This window comes from Aquitalea sp. ASV15 (genome assembly GCF_016429115.1).
Taxonomy (GTDB): domain Bacteria; phylum Pseudomonadota; class Gammaproteobacteria; order Burkholderiales; family Chromobacteriaceae; genus Aquitalea; species Aquitalea magnusonii.
In genome coordinates this window covers 78,859-96,227 of record NZ_JAELTZ010000003.1, presented here as the reverse complement: position 1 = coordinate 96,227, position 17,369 = coordinate 78,859, and the positions used below count along the sequence as shown (strand labels likewise).

The 17,369-nt window shown below is 57.7% G+C and carries 14 protein-coding genes and 1 tRNA gene; 9 read left to right on the top strand and 6 right to left on the bottom strand.

The genetic code is table 11. The features are described 5' to 3' along the window. The first annotated feature begins 539 nt into the window (after nucleotides 1-539). The gene (locus JHD64_RS02125; protein WP_178972950.1) at nucleotides 540-821 is read left to right on the top strand and encodes an AlpA family transcriptional regulator; all 282 of its coding nucleotides are present in this window, start codon (nucleotides 540-542) and stop codon (nucleotides 819-821) included. A 226-nt stretch (nucleotides 822-1,047) separates the two neighbouring features. Here JHD64_RS02125 and JHD64_RS02120 read toward each other — a convergent pair whose 3' ends face one another. The 6 genes from JHD64_RS02120 to JHD64_RS02095 form a co-directional block, all read right to left on the bottom strand. Beyond that, complete coding sequence (locus tag JHD64_RS02120; RefSeq protein ID WP_233170295.1) at nucleotides 1,048-1,788, bottom strand: hypothetical protein; 741 nt, start codon at nucleotides 1,786-1,788, stop codon at nucleotides 1,048-1,050. A 1,484-nt stretch (nucleotides 1,789-3,272) separates the two neighbouring features. Continuing rightward, nucleotides 3,273-3,929 carry a hypothetical protein gene (locus JHD64_RS02115; RefSeq protein ID WP_199052107.1) on the bottom strand — a complete coding sequence of 219 codons (657 nt, stop codon included), beginning with the start codon at nucleotides 3,927-3,929 and terminating at the stop codon, nucleotides 3,273-3,275. Nucleotides 3,930-4,444: 515 nt separating this feature from the next. Continuing rightward, on the bottom strand, nucleotides 4,445-6,103 hold the full coding sequence (locus tag JHD64_RS02110) for a recombinase family protein (RefSeq protein ID WP_199052106.1): 1,659 nt from the start codon (nucleotides 6,101-6,103) through the stop codon (nucleotides 4,445-4,447). A gap of 243 nt (nucleotides 6,104-6,346) precedes the next feature. After that, a complete protein-coding gene (locus JHD64_RS02105) occupies nucleotides 6,347-7,360 on the bottom strand; it encodes a site-specific integrase (protein ID WP_199052105.1) in 1,014 nt (337 codons plus the stop codon). A 160-nt stretch (nucleotides 7,361-7,520) separates the two neighbouring features. Beyond that, a tRNA-Asn gene (locus JHD64_RS02100) sits at nucleotides 7,521-7,596 on the bottom strand. Between the two features lie 86 nt (nucleotides 7,597-7,682). After that, nucleotides 7,683-10,805, bottom strand: a complete 3,123-nt coding sequence (locus JHD64_RS02095; protein WP_199052104.1) for an Rne/Rng family ribonuclease — start codon at nucleotides 10,803-10,805, stop codon at nucleotides 7,683-7,685. 519 nt (nucleotides 10,806-11,324) lie between these two features. On the opposite strand from JHD64_RS02095, the gene JHD64_RS02090 reads away from it, so the two are divergent. The 8 genes from JHD64_RS02090 (at nucleotide 11,325) to JHD64_RS02055 (ending at nucleotide 17,326) form a co-directional block, all read left to right on the top strand. Continuing rightward, nucleotides 11,325-12,260, top strand: coding sequence for an RluA family pseudouridine synthase (locus tag JHD64_RS02090; RefSeq protein ID WP_199052103.1), 936 nt, complete (start codon nucleotides 11,325-11,327; stop codon nucleotides 12,258-12,260). Then, complete coding sequence (locus JHD64_RS02085; protein ID WP_199052102.1) at nucleotides 12,260-12,919, top strand: HAD-IA family hydrolase; 660 nt, start codon at nucleotides 12,260-12,262, stop codon at nucleotides 12,917-12,919. Before JHD64_RS02090 ends, JHD64_RS02085 begins: the two co-directional genes overlap by 1 nt. After that, nucleotides 12,895-13,254 carry a Rieske 2Fe-2S domain-containing protein gene (locus JHD64_RS02080; protein WP_199052101.1) on the top strand — a complete coding sequence of 120 codons (360 nt, stop codon included), beginning with the start codon at nucleotides 12,895-12,897 and terminating at the stop codon, nucleotides 13,252-13,254. Before JHD64_RS02085 ends, JHD64_RS02080 begins: the two co-directional genes overlap by 25 nt. Nucleotides 13,255-13,295: 41 nt before the next feature. Continuing rightward, on the top strand, nucleotides 13,296-14,234 hold the full coding sequence (locus tag JHD64_RS02075; RefSeq protein WP_199052100.1) for a S49 family peptidase: 939 nt from the start codon (nucleotides 13,296-13,298) through the stop codon (nucleotides 14,232-14,234). A gap of 25 nt (nucleotides 14,235-14,259) precedes the next feature. Continuing rightward, complete coding sequence (motD, locus tag JHD64_RS02070; RefSeq protein ID WP_199052099.1) at nucleotides 14,260-15,081, top strand: flagellar motor protein MotD; 822 nt, start codon at nucleotides 14,260-14,262, stop codon at nucleotides 15,079-15,081. Nucleotides 15,082-15,116: 35 nt separating this feature from the next. Continuing rightward, the gene (locus tag JHD64_RS02065) at nucleotides 15,117-15,707 is read left to right on the top strand and encodes a malonic semialdehyde reductase (protein WP_059286151.1); all 591 of its coding nucleotides are present in this window, start codon (nucleotides 15,117-15,119) and stop codon (nucleotides 15,705-15,707) included. 93 nt (nucleotides 15,708-15,800) lie between these two features. After that, nucleotides 15,801-16,841, top strand: a complete 1,041-nt coding sequence (locus tag JHD64_RS02060) for a quinone-dependent dihydroorotate dehydrogenase (RefSeq protein ID WP_199052098.1) — start codon at nucleotides 15,801-15,803, stop codon at nucleotides 16,839-16,841. A gap of 29 nt (nucleotides 16,842-16,870) precedes the next feature. Next, entirely contained in the window at nucleotides 16,871-17,326 is a 456-nt protein-coding gene (locus JHD64_RS02055) for a glycine zipper 2TM domain-containing protein (RefSeq protein WP_233170294.1), read from the top strand. Nucleotides 17,327-17,369: the final 43 nt, after the last annotated feature.

Genomic DNA, 17,369 nt, shown 5'->3' with positions numbered 1-17,369 from the left:
ATCGAAACAACACAGCCCGGCACGACAAGGCGACTGTCGGCCGGACTGCTGCCGGCATGCCGACAGCAAGCCGGCAGGCCAAAAATACCGTTTCAACATCACACCACCAGCCAGTCTCCCCTGCTCCCGCACGCGGCTGCACCGCTGATGATCATCTCTGCGAAAGCTGCGCCGTACGCCGCCCCCGGCAGGGATTCGCCAATGCAAAAAGCCCAGTCATTGCTGACTGGGCTTTGAATGCTTGGCTCCCCGAGCAGGGCTCGAACCTGCGACCTGCGGATTAACAGTCCATTTAACGGGTCTTGCCCAGACTGAAACTCCATCGAAAAGCAAATAAAAATCAGCAACTTAACCTACCTACACTTCCTGCGACTTACCGCCATCTACCTCACTAAGTGCTGCAAAATTGCAGCAACGCAAAGTCATTTTAGGCAATGCAGCCTTGCTTCGCAATAGAACAAATGCATTAAAAATCCAGGTTTCACACTGTATAGCGCTATACGGAGTGCTGGCAGGTGCCAGCTTGACCGGATACCCTCATGACATTCCCTTTGCTAACCCCAGCCGAGCTTGCCCAACTTATAGGTCTGTCTCTGCAAACTATCTATAACCGTCGTAATAATGGTGGGTCTCTACCACCTGCGATTATGCTTGGCCGGCAAGTACGTTTCCGTCAGGAGGACGTGGATACTTGGTTGCAAGAGCAGTATGAACACATCTCCGGTGAGCAAAATCCAAGCATGCTTCCGCCCAATGTTCCTGCTAAACGTGGTCGGCCGACCAAAGAAGAGCAAGTTCGCAAGCGCCGCGAGTCAATCTGATTACAAGAAGAAAGGCTGACTACTGGTAAGAATAAATTACCGTCACTCGGTCTGAAAACCTATCGACTGTTCCTTCAGTATAAGCGGCGTTAGTGCACAGTTGATTTGGAGTGAGACAAACCAGCAGCTCCCCCTGCTAAGTGGGCTGCTCAGAGAACGGATGAATACAGAGCCGCATATCTACACAAGTTTGACCGACACGTCATCGTGCATGAACCAAGCCAAACTACTCCAGCACCAATCGCTCCCCATGACTTATCTTTTGCACAAAATACAGATGCGGCAGCGGGCCATCGTATCCGCGCTGTAGTGCAGCCTGGCATAGCGCCCATGACTGGGTTCGTACGCCATGGAAACCAGGCTGCCTGGCGATGCGCTCCAGCGTTTCCGTTATCGCGGCTGTATTTTTCCGATTTGCCTGCGTTGCTATCAGCGCATGCAGTTCTTCCATTTCCTGTTTTGACCGTCGCCATGTCCACGCAGCCCGGCCTCGGCTGGGTTGACGTACCAGTTCATACCCAAGCCATTTCAAGTACGGCTTATCCCCGACATCCCGCAAGCTTTCCTGTTCGAGTCCTTCACCATCCGTTGCCAGCAGTAGCCACTCCACTTTTTCTGCAGCCAAGGGCCAGTACATGACCAACACGGAATTAGCTAAGCCCTTTCCCTTGCGCGTCAGTCGCTGGGCTGGCGAGCAGCCAATCCCGTACAGAGCATGAAACTTCTTCGCTAAGGCTTCGGCTTTGCTCGCGGCAACAGTGCCGTGCGTGTAGCGGTGATAGCCTTTCGGAACGCTGTCCACGATGCGGACCAGTGCTGCGGTTTTGTTGCGTGCGATGGGTGTTGAAGCAGACATACAGGTTTTCTCATTCGGTTGCTGATGCGCTGTATAGCGAAGAAAACGTACGTCCTTGCAATGTGATTCGATAGCTGCGACCTGCACGTAATGATGTTCCAAGATTTTCATCAACTTTCGCTATACACAATCAGGAACGATGTGTTTTCAGGGCAGGCAGCCAGGTGAGAGTCTGGTCGGCTCGCATGCACGGTGTTCTGCGTTATGCCCCTTTACCCTGGTGAGGAGGCAAAACGCAGGACGCCAACCTGCAAGCACACACATGTCGAAAGACACGCGAAAAGCTGCCAACTTTTCGCACACCGCCTTAGCTGCATGCCGGGTAACGCTGGCTGGTGCGGCTGAAATGGGCGCCTATGGCAGACATGCCATGCTCGACCCAATCTACTTGAGAGGTTGGGCGACACGGAAACGGGAGCTGCGGTAACGCAGACCAACCCTGCTGATTTGTGAACCGGTGAAAATCCGGACTTCGGGACGTTTGGAAATGAACGGCGTGACGAAGACTGTGCGTGTAGGCTGCTGATGCGTCAGAAATGGCGTAGGTGTACCGGGTTAAAAATACGCAGGGGGGCATCACCTTCTGTCCCGGGTACATGGCACCACCGTAATGGGTGGGTCGCTGGATAGCTTAAGCATGTAAATAGAGGTGAGAGTCCTCTTTATCGCAGTAAGAAACCTTGGGTACGCCCCTGCATGGGGTGATTCATTGATGACGAGTGGTGGCGGGTAAGTTGCGGCTATGGAACATCGCGCGACAGAAACCGGGCAACTGGGTAAGCGTATGCGATGCCTTCACTTTGAGATGACGTATTCCTAAATCGTGGTTTCGACACAATCAGCTAACGTGGGAATCTCTGACGGCCATTTGACTGGGTTGGCCCCCAGGACGGCACAAGAGAGGGAGCGGCGGAGAGTAGAGTTTGAGCAAATCTCGAGACCTAATCAGTCAAGGGAGGCGTGAACCGGGCAACCGGTACTCGAAAACTGTCAGCGGTGGAAAAATGTGTGTACCCCTTACGGGGGAAGGGCTTGGCGGCCCTTTGCAGTGATGTGCCGTGTTCTCTGCTTGGCGGCGGGGGACACGACAACTGGTCTTGGCGGATCAGTGAGCGGGATAAGGTAATGTTGGTAAGGAAATTATTCTCTCTCAAGACCGGGCATCATGCTCGATGCCCGGTCTTCCTTGTCTGCGGGCGTTTTTCGGGACAGAATTCTGGTAGACGCTATAACATTGTGACGGGATGCAGCTTCTGTTTAGCAGACTTAACGATGATGACTAGAATTCGGCCAGAGCGGACGTTCGACTGCTCGTGAGGAGTGGCGGCTATCGATCAGATAGCTGTCATTCTAGGCGTTCTCATTAGATGGCATAAAAACCAAGATTGAATTAATTTTTGTCGAAATATTTAATATTGATGGCTTTAATCCAGAGAAAATTCCAGAGGATAATCTGGAAATCAATGCGATACCTATTCCAGTAAAATTTCAAAGTGCGGTATTGAGTATGCCCATGCAGACCACTTGCAAAATCATTGCAACATGAAATGCCAGAACTGCTCGAGCAATCCCACATGCTGAAACAAGCATAAAAATTATGAAATCTTAATGGATATGCCGCCATTTGAGGATGCATGCTTTAAGTGATTTAAAACTCCAGTCTGGTCTAACTTGCCAAATTTTTTAGTATCGCTTTCAAGAAGTAAATTTGTTTCTTCCATCATGACTGGGGTCCATCCTAGAGCGTGACGGATTTCAGGTGTCATACTATCGTACAGAGCATTAATTGCCATTGTGTGCCCCCGTCTATCACCAGCATTTGTCGCCGCTTGATAGGGCTTAAGTGAGACAGCAACTCTTGCGGCTAAGGCCCCACGCGCTTGATCACTCTCAATTGACAAAAAATTTTTCGAGGAATTGAGTGACATAGCCGCAAGCTCTTGATCACTAAATACTGAGTAATCGCTCACACTCATAGCTCCTATATTAACTGCTTGAGGTGTTACTCCATTTTTTTGTGCAGTTGCTTTGATCAATGAATCAAGTTTGGCTCTTGCTTGCAATCCGATATTTTCAAAATTATTTGCATTTTCTGACAAATTTTTGGATGTAGATGAAATCGTTACTACAGTATCACTTGAAACGAGTTTATCTTCGGATTTACTTGGTATTGTTGCAGAAGAGCTAATTTTGATATCGTTGGTACTGGTGTATGAACTGGTAATATAGCTGCCAAGGCTAGATATTGTCATAATACCTCCAATTAATTACTTACAGAATTCCGATATTTGAATTAAGCAATCAAGGGGCACTATAGAGTGTGTACCCCTTTTCATCTTTACTTCATCAAGAGCGAACAACGTATCGAGTAATACAAGCAGTATTGATGAAAAATGATAAGAATTTACATACATTAACAAATAAATGCAAACATCATTATTTGTTTAGCAGGTATACCGCTCTTGCACCGGCAATTTCAATTCCTGTCTAAAGCTACAACCACTCTCAGCCACAATGCACACGATGGTGTGTATCGAAGTAATTTCGGCTGAACTTAAATCGTTGGCTTCGTATCTAGGTAATGGCCACTCTTGGCTGTCAGAAGTCGCCCCCACACATGCCATCCACCGACTGCTTTGGCCGACAAGTTGACATCGGAGCTGCTAATTAGTAGCAACCAAAGTCTGCTACGAGCACAGGTTACAGGCTTCGTATAGTAGAAGCAGCGGGGCATTCACCCCGCTGCTGTAAAGCCTTGCCAGGCCTCTTACCTCTCAACCACCGACCAGCGCTGGTCTGGCTCGAGCTTGCCCCTGTGCATGTACTTCAACCGGCAGTGCATTGACTGGCGTCCCTTGTCCGTTGCTTTCGTGCTGCTGGGCTGCGTGAGCGTGGCACCAGCGGCAAACTCGATATAAAAGTCCAGGCTGTAACGTGTTGGTCTGCCATCAAAGCGAATGACCGGCAACAATCGTGCTAACAAGGCGCGGGTGTGGTCCGGCGCAAAGTCAGCTTGTAGCAGTGTATCGAGCAAGGTTTTGGGGTCGACTTCTGATTGCAATTGCATGGCTTTCATGTCGAGATCCCGCTGTGCTGCTTCCAACTCGGCAAGTTGTATACGTGTTTCCTTTACCTTCGCACGGGTCTCTTCATAGCGTTGCTGCAAGAGCAGGTCGTCCTCCGAAATGGCAACCAGCATATGCGACAGGCGTTCTTGAGTACGTGTGAACTGGTCAAGGCGCATTTTGCAATCTTCAACCTGTTGTCGTTGCTGACCTGTCAGTCTCAACTGCAAGGCGTTCCTGAATGCGTCCATAAAGGCAGGGGTGAGGAAATGGCTAAAAGCATGCAGGATCAGTTTTTCCGCGCCCTTGACTGCAAACGTTGATGTCTGGCGCACCCCACCAACATCGGCACCTTGCGCCACCGTGCAGTTGGCGCAGTACAGTGAGCGGCAGCGTGACTGCGCTGACAGTACCAGCGTGCCACCACAGCACCCACAGCGAATCAGATCGGCCAGCGGATGTTTGTCTTTGGCATGGTTGGTCTGACTTGGGGTTTTCTGGTTGCATTGATGCCATGTATCGTCATTGACAAGACGTAATTCAGGCCGCACAAACAATTGCATCTCGACTTCAATGCCGCGTTTTGCTGCGCGATAAGCGTAGGTTTTCGAACCGTGCCAGGTAAATACGCCGCGGTAGATGGTATTGCTCAGCAAGTTCCGCACCCGAGCAGGTCGCCAGTAGCCACCACCCGCAGTCAGCGCATTACGGCTGCAAGGAATTTTCTCGGTATTCAGCCATGCTGCAATTTGCTGCATGGACTGGCCCGATGCGCGGCGTGCATATACCTCACGCACAATCGCAGCCTCCTTGGCGTTGATTATCCAGTGACTACCGATTCGGTTGTTTTGCTCATCAAATTCGCGTTGCAGGTCGTAGCCATAGGCGGGCGTTGCCACCATGTAACCTCGAATCAATTGCCCCAGCATGCCCCGACCCACGCGATGTCGCATGAAGCGCCCTTCGTTCTGGGCAAGCATGCATTCCATGGCAAAGTACATTTCCCACCCGGCTACATGTGAATCCAACCCGGAGCAACAGAGCATGCGGACCTTACGGCTTTCCAGCAGTTTGGCGATTTGTGCCAGTTCTACACCGTCACGTGACAAACGCGTGACTTCATCAATGATGAAGACATCGAACTCACCATTGCGCCACGCTTTAAGAAATGCCTGGTATCCCGTGCGCTTGTGAGCCTTATTGGATACGCCAGGGATGGCGGCATCGGTAAAGATGAGGTCTTGCCGGACATCAAGCCCATGCCGCTGAGCAAGTTCTTGGCAGAGGCGGAGTTGGTCTTCCAGAGTGGTTTCATTTTGCTTTTCACACGAATACCGTGCGTAGATTGCGGCCGTTGTCATGGGCAATTTCCTTTCTGACCGGATGGTGCTACTTCAACCGGAGAAGAGGGTTGCGGGTTGAGTTGCTGACATGCCAGTTCAGCCAGCAGGTCTGCCAGTTCCCGTACGGCAGGTGGCAGAGCCTGTGCGTTGCCATGGTTTGCTATTGATGGGTGTGCGGAGCCGCACTTTCCTGTTGAGCGCATGAGATGTCCTCGTCAAGACAGCGCCGCGCAAATGGTAGCGGCGCTGGGCATATACCTATTAATAAGGAGTGAGTGGCGATGTCCGGCCAATGGCGGCATGCAGCTCGGAAAGCAGCGGGTTGTAGTAGCGCATGGCCATCTGCAAACTCTTCCAGCCATAAAGCTTGGCCAGCGTTTGTGGGGTGACATGCGGTGCACGCTGCGATGCAGACTCGTGGCGCAGGTCGTGGAAGTGCAGCCCTTCGATACCGGCAACATTGCAGGCACGTTTGAATACCCGGTCCAGACCCGATGTGTCGTAAAAATTAGGGAAAACGCGCCGGCCGTTGCGTGGCAAGCTAGCCAGAACTTGCTCGGCCTTTTCGGATAAGGGGACGAGGCGAGATGTGCCGTTCTTTGTCATGTCCAGATACAGAACGGCGGAAGCCAAATCGACCTGGCACCATTCCAGGCTTAGCAGTTCCCCCGCACGCATTCCTGTCTCCAGCGCTAGTTCGATACAGGCGGTGAGTGCCGGTCCGGCACTCCCATCTTGTTGCTTGATGGCTGCGAGCAAGCGTGCCAGTTCCCCCGGTTGCAGTCGGCGTTCACGGCCGGGGTCAGCTTTCGGACGGCTGACTTTTTTCAGCTCATGCTCAAGAGGGAGCGACCATTCGCGAATGGCGATGGTGTACAGGTGAGAGAGCAATGCCAGTTCGAGACGCACGGTATTGGCGCGATGGTTCTCCAGCCGTTCATTGCGATAGCTGGCAAAATCACTGGCACGCAAAGTCGACAGCGGTCGCAGTGCCAGCGGATGCTCGAGCAACTGCTTGATGCGGTTGCCTTCTTGGACAGCACCGCGTTTTGTAGGCGTGACTTCTTTCAGGTAGCGCTGCAAAAGGTCGCCCAGCGTGAGCATTTCCAGCTCGCGACGGTCACGGAACTGATTGACGTCTATCTTTGACTCAATTGAGCGTGACCATGCTTCTGCTTCGTTACGTGTTTCAAAAGTCTTGGTTTGGGTGGGGTAGCCCTTGCGGCGGACAATAGCCTGGAACTGAAATGGACCCCGACGGGTGATACTTGCCATACTGATTCTCCAAATGGATGGATTGGCGTATAGCGAAGTTTCAGGAAATAAAACGCAGGCATGTTGCATCGGGCTGCAACACAGTGCAGCAAAAATGCAGCAAAAAGACGGGCTAAAACAAAAAGCCCACCGTGCAGGTGGGCTAAGTGCTTGAATCTAGTGGCTCCCCGAGCAGGGCTCGAACCTGCGACCTGCGGATTAACAGTCCGTCGCTCTACCGACTGAGCTATCAGGGAATTGCCTTGAGAGAACGCAATTCTATAAAAAACCGACCTGACCGTCAAGCCCCTGAATTGAATTTTCAGAGGCCCGACGGAATGCATCAGTTATTGCGGGTTTCCACTTGCTGCAAGGCTACCGCCACCGGTGCTGCCTGCTCGGCGGCCTGACGAACCACATCGCGTCGACGCGGACCGGCCGGCACTTCGATTTGCGGCTGTTCCTGCTGTACCACAGCCTTGGTGGCCACCATGACCAGACCACCCAGGTCAGCCGGAACTTCCGGCTTGGTTTCCACAGCAGTCACTGCCGGGGCAGCCAGTACTTCGGCCACCGGAGCAGCGACCACTTCTGCCACCTGCTCGACCACCGCCACCACCGGCTCTGCCGCAACCGGCTCTGCTACTACAGCCACCTCGGCCACGGCAGCCTGCTCAGCAGCAAGCGCTTCCGACTGGACTTCGACGACCGTGCTGACTTGCTCCAGCACCACCGCAGCAGCAACCACCTCTACCGGGGCCTCCACCACTGCCGGGGCTTCCACCGCTGCCGGGGCTTGTTCGGGCAGTTCCGTTACCGCAACGGGCTCCAGCACAGGCTGCTCGACAGCTACTGCTGCGGCTTCCGCCACCACAGGCTGCGCTTCGGTCTGGACAGGCGCCTCGGCTGCGACGGCCACCTCGGCTACCGCCGGCTCGACCGCAGGCTGTGCCAGCGGCTCAGCCGTCACGGCTGCCACTGGCTCGACCGGCTGCACGGCTTCCGGCTGCGCAACAGCGTCCACGGCAGCAAGCGCTTCTGCAGCAAGCACACCGCTTGCAGCGGCAGCGAGCACTTCGCCGGCTTCGCCCAGCGCTGCAGTGTTTTCGCCTTCCAGCGGCTCACGACGACGGTCACGACGACCACGACGACGACGACCACGCTCGCCACGCTCTTGCTGTTCGGCCGATTCGGCGGCAGCTTCCACGCCTTCGGCGCTGTTCAGCTTGAGTTCTTCTGCTGCATTGGCCTGCGGCTTGTCGGCTTCATTGCGCTCGGCTTGCGGCTGACGACGACGCGAGGACTTTTCCGCGGCTTGCGGGGCGGACGGCTGCTCGCCACGTTCTTCCGCTTGCGGACGCGCATTCTGCTCACGCGGCTCGCGGTTTTCACGCGGTTCGCGTTCACGGCGCTGGCGCGGCTCGCGTTGCGGCTGTTCGCCACGCTCGGCACGTTCGCCACGCTCCGGACGTTCGGCGCGCTCGGCACGCTCTACGCGCTCCGGACGTTCCTGACGATCAGGGCGCTCATTGCGCTGCTGACGGCGGCCATCCTGACGCTCGCCATCCTGGCGGGCTTCGGCCGGGCGTTTGCCGGCTTCTTCGCCCTGACGACGCTCATGATGGTCACGTCGCGCCTGGCTGCCCGGACGACGTTCGTTATTGCGCTGGCGGTTGCCATTACGCTGACCGTCACGCGGCTGCGGCGCAGCTGCCGGCTTTTTCTTTTCGGTTTCCTGCGGTGCCGCTTCCGGCTCGGCAAACAGGCTCTTGACCCAGCCGAAGAAACGGCCGATCACACCCTGCTCGGCCACCACCGGCGCTGCCGCTGCCGCGACTTCGGGCTGGCTGGACACCGGAGCCGGCTGTTGCGGCGTGATGCCCTTGACGGCGGCTTCCTGACGTTCGACCTTGGGCTTTTCCTGACCGAAGTTGGTGATGATGTCTTCTTCCTGCACTTCCACGCGCAGATAGCTCGGGCCATCGCCCAGCTCGGCCAGATCATCGTGACGCACGCGCACGATCTTGTAGTGCGGGGTTTCCAGATGGATGTTGGGAATCAGCACCACATCCACATCCAGGCGCTCTTCGATGGAGTGGATTTCGGCACGCTTCTCGTTCAGCAGGAAGGTGGCCACATCCACCGGCACCTGGGCGTGTACCGCACCGGTGTTTTCCTTCATCGCCTCTTCCTGGATGATGCGCAGGATGTGCAGGGCGGAGGATTCGGTACCACGGATGAAGCCGATGCCATGGCAGCGCGGGCAAGGCTCGTGGCTGGTTTCACCCAGCGACGGTTGCAGACGCTGACGCGACAGTTCCAGCAGGCCAAAGCGGGACAGCTTGCCCATTTGCACGCGGGCGCGGTCATGCTTCAGCACATCGCGCAGCTTGTTTTCCACTTCGCGCTGGTTTTTCGGGTTTTCCATGTCGATGAAGTCGATCACGATCAGACCGCCCAGGTCGCGCAGACGCAGCTGGCGGGCGATTTCTTCGGCGGCTTCAACGTTGGTGCGCAGTGCGGTTTCCTCGATGTCGGCACCCTTGGTGGAGCGGGCGGAGTTGACGTCGATGGAGACCAGTGCCTCGGTGTGGTCGATCACGATGGCACCACCGGACGGCAGCTGCACGCTGCGCGAGAAGGCGGTTTCGATCTGGTGTTCGATCTGGAAGCGGGAGAACAGCGGGACGTGATCCTTGTACAGCTTCACGCGGTGCACCATATTGGGCATCACGTGGCTCATGAACTGGCGGGCCTGTTCGTAGATTTCGTCGGTGTCGATCAGGATTTCGCCGATATCCGGATGGTAGTAGTCACGGATGGCGCGAATCACCAGGCTGCCTTCCTGCAGGATCAGGAAAGGCGCATTCTGCGAACCGGCCGCACCTTCGATGGCGCGCCACAGCTGCATCAGGTAACCCATGTCCCATTGCAGTTCTTCCAGATTGCGGCCGATACCGGCGGTACGGGCAATCAGGCTCATGCCATTGGGGACTTCCAGCTGGGCCAGCAGGTCTTTCAGTTCCTGACGCTCTTCACCCTCGATGCGGCGCGATACGCCACCACCACGCGGGTTATTGGGCATCAGCACCAGATAGCGGCCAGCCAGGCTGATATAGGTGGTCAGGGCAGCGCCCTTGTTGCCGCGCTCGTCCTTTTCGACCTGGACCACCACTTCCATGCCTTCGCGCAGCACGTCCTGAATGCGCGGACGGCCACCGTCATAGCCCTGGAAATAGGAGCGGGACACTTCCTTGAACGGCAGAAAGCCGTGGCGCTCGGTGCCGTAATCGACAAAGCACGCTTCGAGGGAGGGTTCGATACGGGTGATGATGCCCTTGTAGATGTTCCCTTTGCGTTGTTCTTTGCCAACGGTTTCGATATCGAGGTCGACCAGCTTTTGCCCGTCGACGATGGCAACGCGCAGCTCTTCAGCCTGCGTTGCATTAAACAACATGCGTTTCATAAACGTTCCCTGCGCGGCACTCACGCAAGGGATGCAGCCAGTATTTGACGGCCCAGAGGCTATTGATGGGCGCTTTCCGAAAGAAGTGTTGGTATAAAGATCATTACAACCGAGATATCAAGCCTACTTCCTGACTAAATTCACACGGGCCCGAGGGTTTGAGCGCATTAGCGCATCGGAAATTTTCTTCCAGCCCGCCATCGCGGGCGAGCTGGACAAACTGGAGGGCTGCGTGCCGGGTCAAACTTTGCTGCAAGATCTCCTGACTGGCTCTGCATCAGGAAATGGAATACTCGTGAGTGCGTTATGCGACTAAATGCATTACCATCGCTGCTTTTTGGTGAGCGAGTTAACCTTGGCTGCGGCCGGTTGACGCGGCATCAGGTCAGGGTCAACACCCTGCCGGCCGGTTCACTTTCCCGCAGCAGCATCACGCGGCAATACTGCCTGTGACCATGGCTTTCCGGAACGCTGTCATCGCACTGAAATGTGCGGTCGAGCGCACGAAGTATAAGCAATATGACTGACATTCGCAAAGACTCCGTCACGTTTCTTGACGTGGACGATGGAGATTCCGGCCAACGGCTGGACAACTTCCTGGTACGCATCCTCAAAGGCGTGCCCAAAAGCCATATCTATCGCATCTTGCGCTCGGGTGAAGTCCGGGTGAACAAGGGCCGGATCGATGCGTCCTATCGCATCCAGGCGGGCGACCAGATCCGCATTCCGCCCATCCGCGTGGCCGAGCGCCCGGTCAATGAGGTGCCGCCTGGCAGCTTCCCGGTGGTATACGAAGACAATGCCTTGCTGGTGATCGACAAGCCGGCCGGCGTGGCGGTGCATGGCGGCAGCGGCGTGTCCTTTGGCGTGATCGAACAACTGCGCAAGGCCCATCCCGACTGGAAATACCTGGAGCTGGTGCACCGGCTGGACCGGGAAACCTCCGGCCTGCTGATGCTGGCCAAGAAGCGCTCGGCACTGATCAAGCTGCACGACATGATGCGCGCCAATGTGCCGGACAAGCGCTATCTGGCGCTGGGGCTGGGTTCCTGGGACCCGAGCAACAAGAGTGTCAAGCTGCCCTTGTTCAAATTCCACACTGCCGACGGCGAACGTCGCGTCAAGGTGGCCGAGGGCGACGATGGCCAGTTTGCCCACACCAATTTCAGCGTCATCGAACGCTTTGCCGACTTCACCCTGGTGGAAGCCCATCTGCGTACCGGCCGCACCCACCAGATCCGCGTGCACATGCAGGCCAGCGGCTGCCCGATTGCCGGTGACGAAAAATATGGCGATTTCGCCTTTAATAAAGAATTGGCCAAGCGCGGCCTGAAACGCATGTTCCTGCATGCGCGCAGCCTGAGCCTGCCCCATCCGCTCACCGGCGAGCCGCTGAAGCTGGAAGCGCCGTTGCCGGCTGAGCTGGAAGGCTTTCTGAAGAAACTGAGAAACTGATGGCACGCCACTACGACCTGCTGGTATTCGACTGGGATGGCACGCTGATGGACTCCACGGCGCACATCACCCATTCCATCCAGAATGCCTGCCGCGAACTGGGCTTGCCGGTGCCGGAGCGCCAGGCAGCCAGCCATGTCATCGGCCTGCGGCTGGACCAGGCGCTGCATCTGGCCTGCCCCGGCCTTGACGATGCCCAGCACAAGGCACTCACCGAATGTTTTATCCGCCATTACCGCAGCAGCGATGATGGCGTGACGCTGTTCGACGGCGTGCGCGAGGGCCTGCACGCCCTGCGCGAGCGTGGCGTATTCATGGCGGTGGCCACCGGCAACAGCCGGGTGGGCCTCAATCGCCTGCTGGCGGAAACCGGGCTGGGGCCGCTGTTCGACGCCACCCGCACCGTGGACGAATGCCATTCCAAACCGCACCCGGCCATGCTGCAGGAAATCAGCGACGAACTGGGCGTGGAACTGGCGCGCACGGTAATGATTGGCGACACCAGCCACGACTTGAACATGGCACTGAACGCGCGTGCGCATGGTGTTGGCGTGAGTTATGGTGCGCACGATGTGCAGCTGCTGCAGGCGTGCCAGCCGCAGGCCATCGTCCACAGCTTTGCGGAGTTGCAGCAATGGCTGCTGACACGGCTAGACTGATCTGCGCCAGCACGGACTTGCAGGATAGCGGCCGCGCCGTGCGCTTCACGCTGGACGGTGCGGATGGCAAGCCGCTGTCCGCCCTGGCGCTGCGCTACCAGGGCCGGGTATATGGCTATATCAATGCCTGCCGCCACATCCCCATCGAGCTGGACTTGCAGGACGGCAATGTATTCGACCTGTCCGGCCAGTATCTGGTGTGCAGCATGCACGGCGCGCTCTACCTGCCCAATAATGGCCGCTGCGTTGGCGGCCCCTGCCGCGGCCACAGCCTGCAAGCACTGCCGCTGCATGAAGCAGATGGCCAGGTGTGGCTGAATGTCATGCCGGCCTGATTTTTGCTAGACTCCCGACATTCGCACTCAGGGCAAGCACAATGAACGACACACCGAACTGGGAACGCCAGCTGGTCGAAAAACTGGCCATGGCCGCCGTGGTGGAACAACGCCGTGCCCGCCGCTGGAAAATCTTTTTCCGTCTGGTGTGGCTGGGCATCATCGGCAGCCTGCTGGCCTTTGCCTTTATGCGCAATGAAGACAAATCGGCCGAGGCCCTCACTGGCAGCGGCCACACCGCCGTCATCAGCCTGGATGGCGTGATCGACAGCGACAACAACACCGCCGAAAAACTCAGCGCCGCCCTGGAAGACGCCTACACCGACCGCGGCACCCGCGGCATCATCATCGAAGCCAACAGCCCTGGCGGCAGCCCGGTACTGTCCGGCATGACCTATGATGAAATCCGCCGCCAGAAAAAACTGCACCCGGCCATCCCGGTGTATGTCACGGTACAGGAAGTGTGCGCTTCCGGCTGTTACTACATCGCTGCGGCTGCGGACAAGATCTTCGTCGACAAGGCCAGCATCATCGGCTCGATCGGCGTGCTGTCCGACGGCTTTGGCTTTACCGGCCTGATGGACAAGCTGGGGGTGGAGCGCCGCCTGAAAACCGCCGGTGAAAACAAGGCGATGGGCGACCCCTTCTCCCCCACCAATCCCAAGCAGGAAGCCATCCGTCAGCAGTTGCTGGATGACATCCACCAGCAATTCATCAAGGCGGTACGCGATGGCCGCGGCAGTCGGCTGAAAAACGACCCGCAGCTGTTTTCCGGCATGGTGTGGATAGGCGAAAAGGGCATTCCGCTGGGACTGGCCGACGGCCTGGGCAATACCCGTTCGGTGGCACGTGACATCATCAAGGCGGAAAAGACGGTGGACTACACCCAGCAGGATGACCTGTCCAGCCGCGTGGCGCGCAAGATAGGCGTCGAATTTGCCGGGGGCGTGCGCAGCCTGTTCAATACCCGCCTGTTCTGACCCTCTCACCGTCACGGAGCATCCCATGGCAAGCAGACGCCGCCGACAGGAAGAAGAACACGAAAACCATGAACGCTGGCTGGTATCCTATGCCGACTTCATCACCCTGCTGTTCGCCTTTTTCGTGGTGATGTACGCCATTTCCTCGGTCAACGAGGGCAAGTACCGGGTACTGTCCTCGGCCATTGTCGATGCCTTTCGCAGCGGCTCCACCATCAATATCAACACCACTCCGCCCAGCGGCGGGGCCAACACCATGATCCAGGTCCCCCAGACCAAACCGATCGCCAAGGCGGTCACCGGGGATCACCATGTCGAGCCCAATGTCAAACTCGGCTCGCTGGCCGCCGACCTGGCCAAGGTAATGGACCCGCTGGTCAAGGGTGGCCAGGTCAACATCACCCAGAGCCCCAAGGGCATTACCGTGGATATTCGTGACACCGCGCTCTTCCCGGTGGGACAGGCCTCGCCCAACGACCAGTCACGCCAGATCATGGCCGGCATGGCCGCCCTGCTGTCCAAGGTGGACAACCAGATCCGGGTGGAAGGCTTTACCGACAACGTCCCCATCAAGACCGCCACCTATCCTTCCAACTGGGAACTGTCCGCCGCGCGCGCCGGCAGCGTGGTGCGCCTGTTTCAGGAAAACGGCATCAGCCCGGCCAGGCTGGTTGCGGTAGGACGGGGCGAAAACCTGCCGGTGGCCGACAACACCACACCGGACGGCCGCGCCACCAATCGCCGCGTGTCCATTACCGTGCTGGCCGAAGACCAGAACGAGGCAGAGGTCCTGCCATCACAGCCATCCACCACCCCGGCACCGGCAGCCGCCCCGGCCGGCAAATAGTCAGACGCCCGCACAATACCAATCAGGAGGAGCCCATGACCACCCCGCTATCCGCCACTGCGCTGGAACAGCTGTTTCACAACGCCCGCAGCCACAGCCACTGGCAACAACGTCCGGTGAGCGACGAAACCCTGCATCAGCTGTTTGACCTGCTCAAGCTCTGCCCCACCAGCGCCAACTGCTCGCCAGCCCGCTTCGTCTTCCTCAAGACCGCTGCCGCCAAGGAAAAACTGCGGCCCTTCCTGATGGAAGGCAATGTCGACAAGACCATGGCCGCACCGGTCTGCGTGATCGTGGCGCAGGACATGCAGTTTTATGAGCACCTGCCACGGCTGTTCCCGCACGCCGATGCCAGGAGCTGGTTTGAAGGCAACGATGCCGCCATTGCCGCCACCGCCGCGCGCAATAGCAGCTTGCAAGCTGCCTATCTGATCATGGCGGCACGCGCGCTGGGGCTGGACTGCGGTCCGATGTCGGGTTTTGACAATGCCGGAGTCGACCAGGCCTTCTTTGCCGATGGGCGATTCAAGTCCAATGTTCTGATCAACCTGGGCTATGGCGAAGCCGGCAAGCTGCATGCCCGCTCGCCGCGCTTCGCTTTTGACGAAGCCTGCCAGATACTCTGACACGGCCTGACCGGGGGTGGATTTGACCGTGAGGCTTCGGCTCCGGGCCATTGCCCGGTTATACTAGCGGGCAAATTCATCCCGGAGACACTCATGCTCTACCCGCTTCTGCGCCCTCTGCTGTTCAGATTTGACGCAGAAACCGCCCACGAACACACCCTGCAGCTGCTGGACAAGGCGCACCAGTTGCGCCTGCTTGGCCTGGCCGCTCCGGCCGTGACCCGGGCACCGGTCAAGGCCATGGGCCTGACCTTTCCCAATGCGGTTGGCCTGGCCGCCGGCCTGGACAAGAATGGCGATCATATCGACGCACTGGCGGCGCTGGGCTTCGGCTTTCTGGAAATCGGCACCATCACGCCGCGCCCGCAGGATGGCAACCCCAAACCGCGCCTGTTCCGCGTGCCGGAACACCAGGGCATCATCAACCGCATGGGTTTCAACAACCGCGGCGTCGATGTCCTGCTCGACAATGTGCGCAACTGCCGCTTCAACGGCGTGCTGGGCATCAATATCGGCAAGAATGCCGTGACCCCGATTGAAAACGCGGTGGACGACTACCTGAGCTGCCTGGACAAGGTCTATGCCTATGCCAGCTATGTCACGGTCAACATCTCCTCGCCCAATACCAAGAACCTGCGCCAGCTGCAGCAGGGTGACGAGCTGTCGCGCCTGCTGGCCGCGCTCAAGACCCGCCAGCAGCAACTGGCCGACCAGCATGGCCGCCATGTGCCGCTGGCCGTGAAGATTGCCCCGGACCTGGACGACGAACAGATTGCCGACATCGCCCGCCTGCTGACCGTCCACCAGATCGATGGCGTCATCGCCACCAATACCACGCTGTCGCGTAGCGAGATCGCCGGTCACCCGCTGCAGGACGAAGCCGGCGGCCTGTCCGGTGCACCGGTGCGCGAACGCTCGACGCAACTGATCCGCAAACTGGCACGTGAACTAGACGGCAGCCTGCCCATCATAGGGGTAGGCGGCATTCTCAGCGGCGAAGATGCAGTAGAAAAGCTGCAAGCCGGCGCCACACTGGTGCAGCTGTACAGCGGCCTGATCTATCAGGGACCACCGCTGATCGCCCAGTGCAGCCAGGCGATCGCCCGCCACCTGCAACAACAAACCCGCAATTGACATCCGAGGGAGGATATATGTTCAACAAGATGACTCGCCTGGTAATGCTGGGCAGCCTGTCGCTGGGCCTGCTCTCCGGCTGCGCCACCTCCGACTCCGCTGCAGTCTACTCGCAGGGCCAGATGCGCCGCGCCCAAACCGTAGAACTGGGCACCGTGGTTTCGGTGAACAATGTCAAGATGGAAGGCAAGAACAACGAACTGCTGACCCTGGGCGGGGCCGCCCTGGGTGGCCTGGCTGGCAGTGAGCTGGGCGGTGGCCGCGGTTCAATTGCCGGTGGCATTGTCGGCGCCCTGGCCGGCGGCTTCGGTGCCAATGCCGCCCAGCGCAGCATTGGAAGCAAGAATGCTCTGGAAGTGACGGTGAAACTGGATGGCAGTGGCCGCATGATTTCCATCGTGCAGGACGCCGACATCCCGCTGACTGCCGGTCAGCGCGTTCGCGTACTGACTGGCGGTGGCAACGACCGGGTGGTCCCTTACTGATCGCTGTCTGGCGGCAATACGCAAAACAGGCTGACCAGGGTCA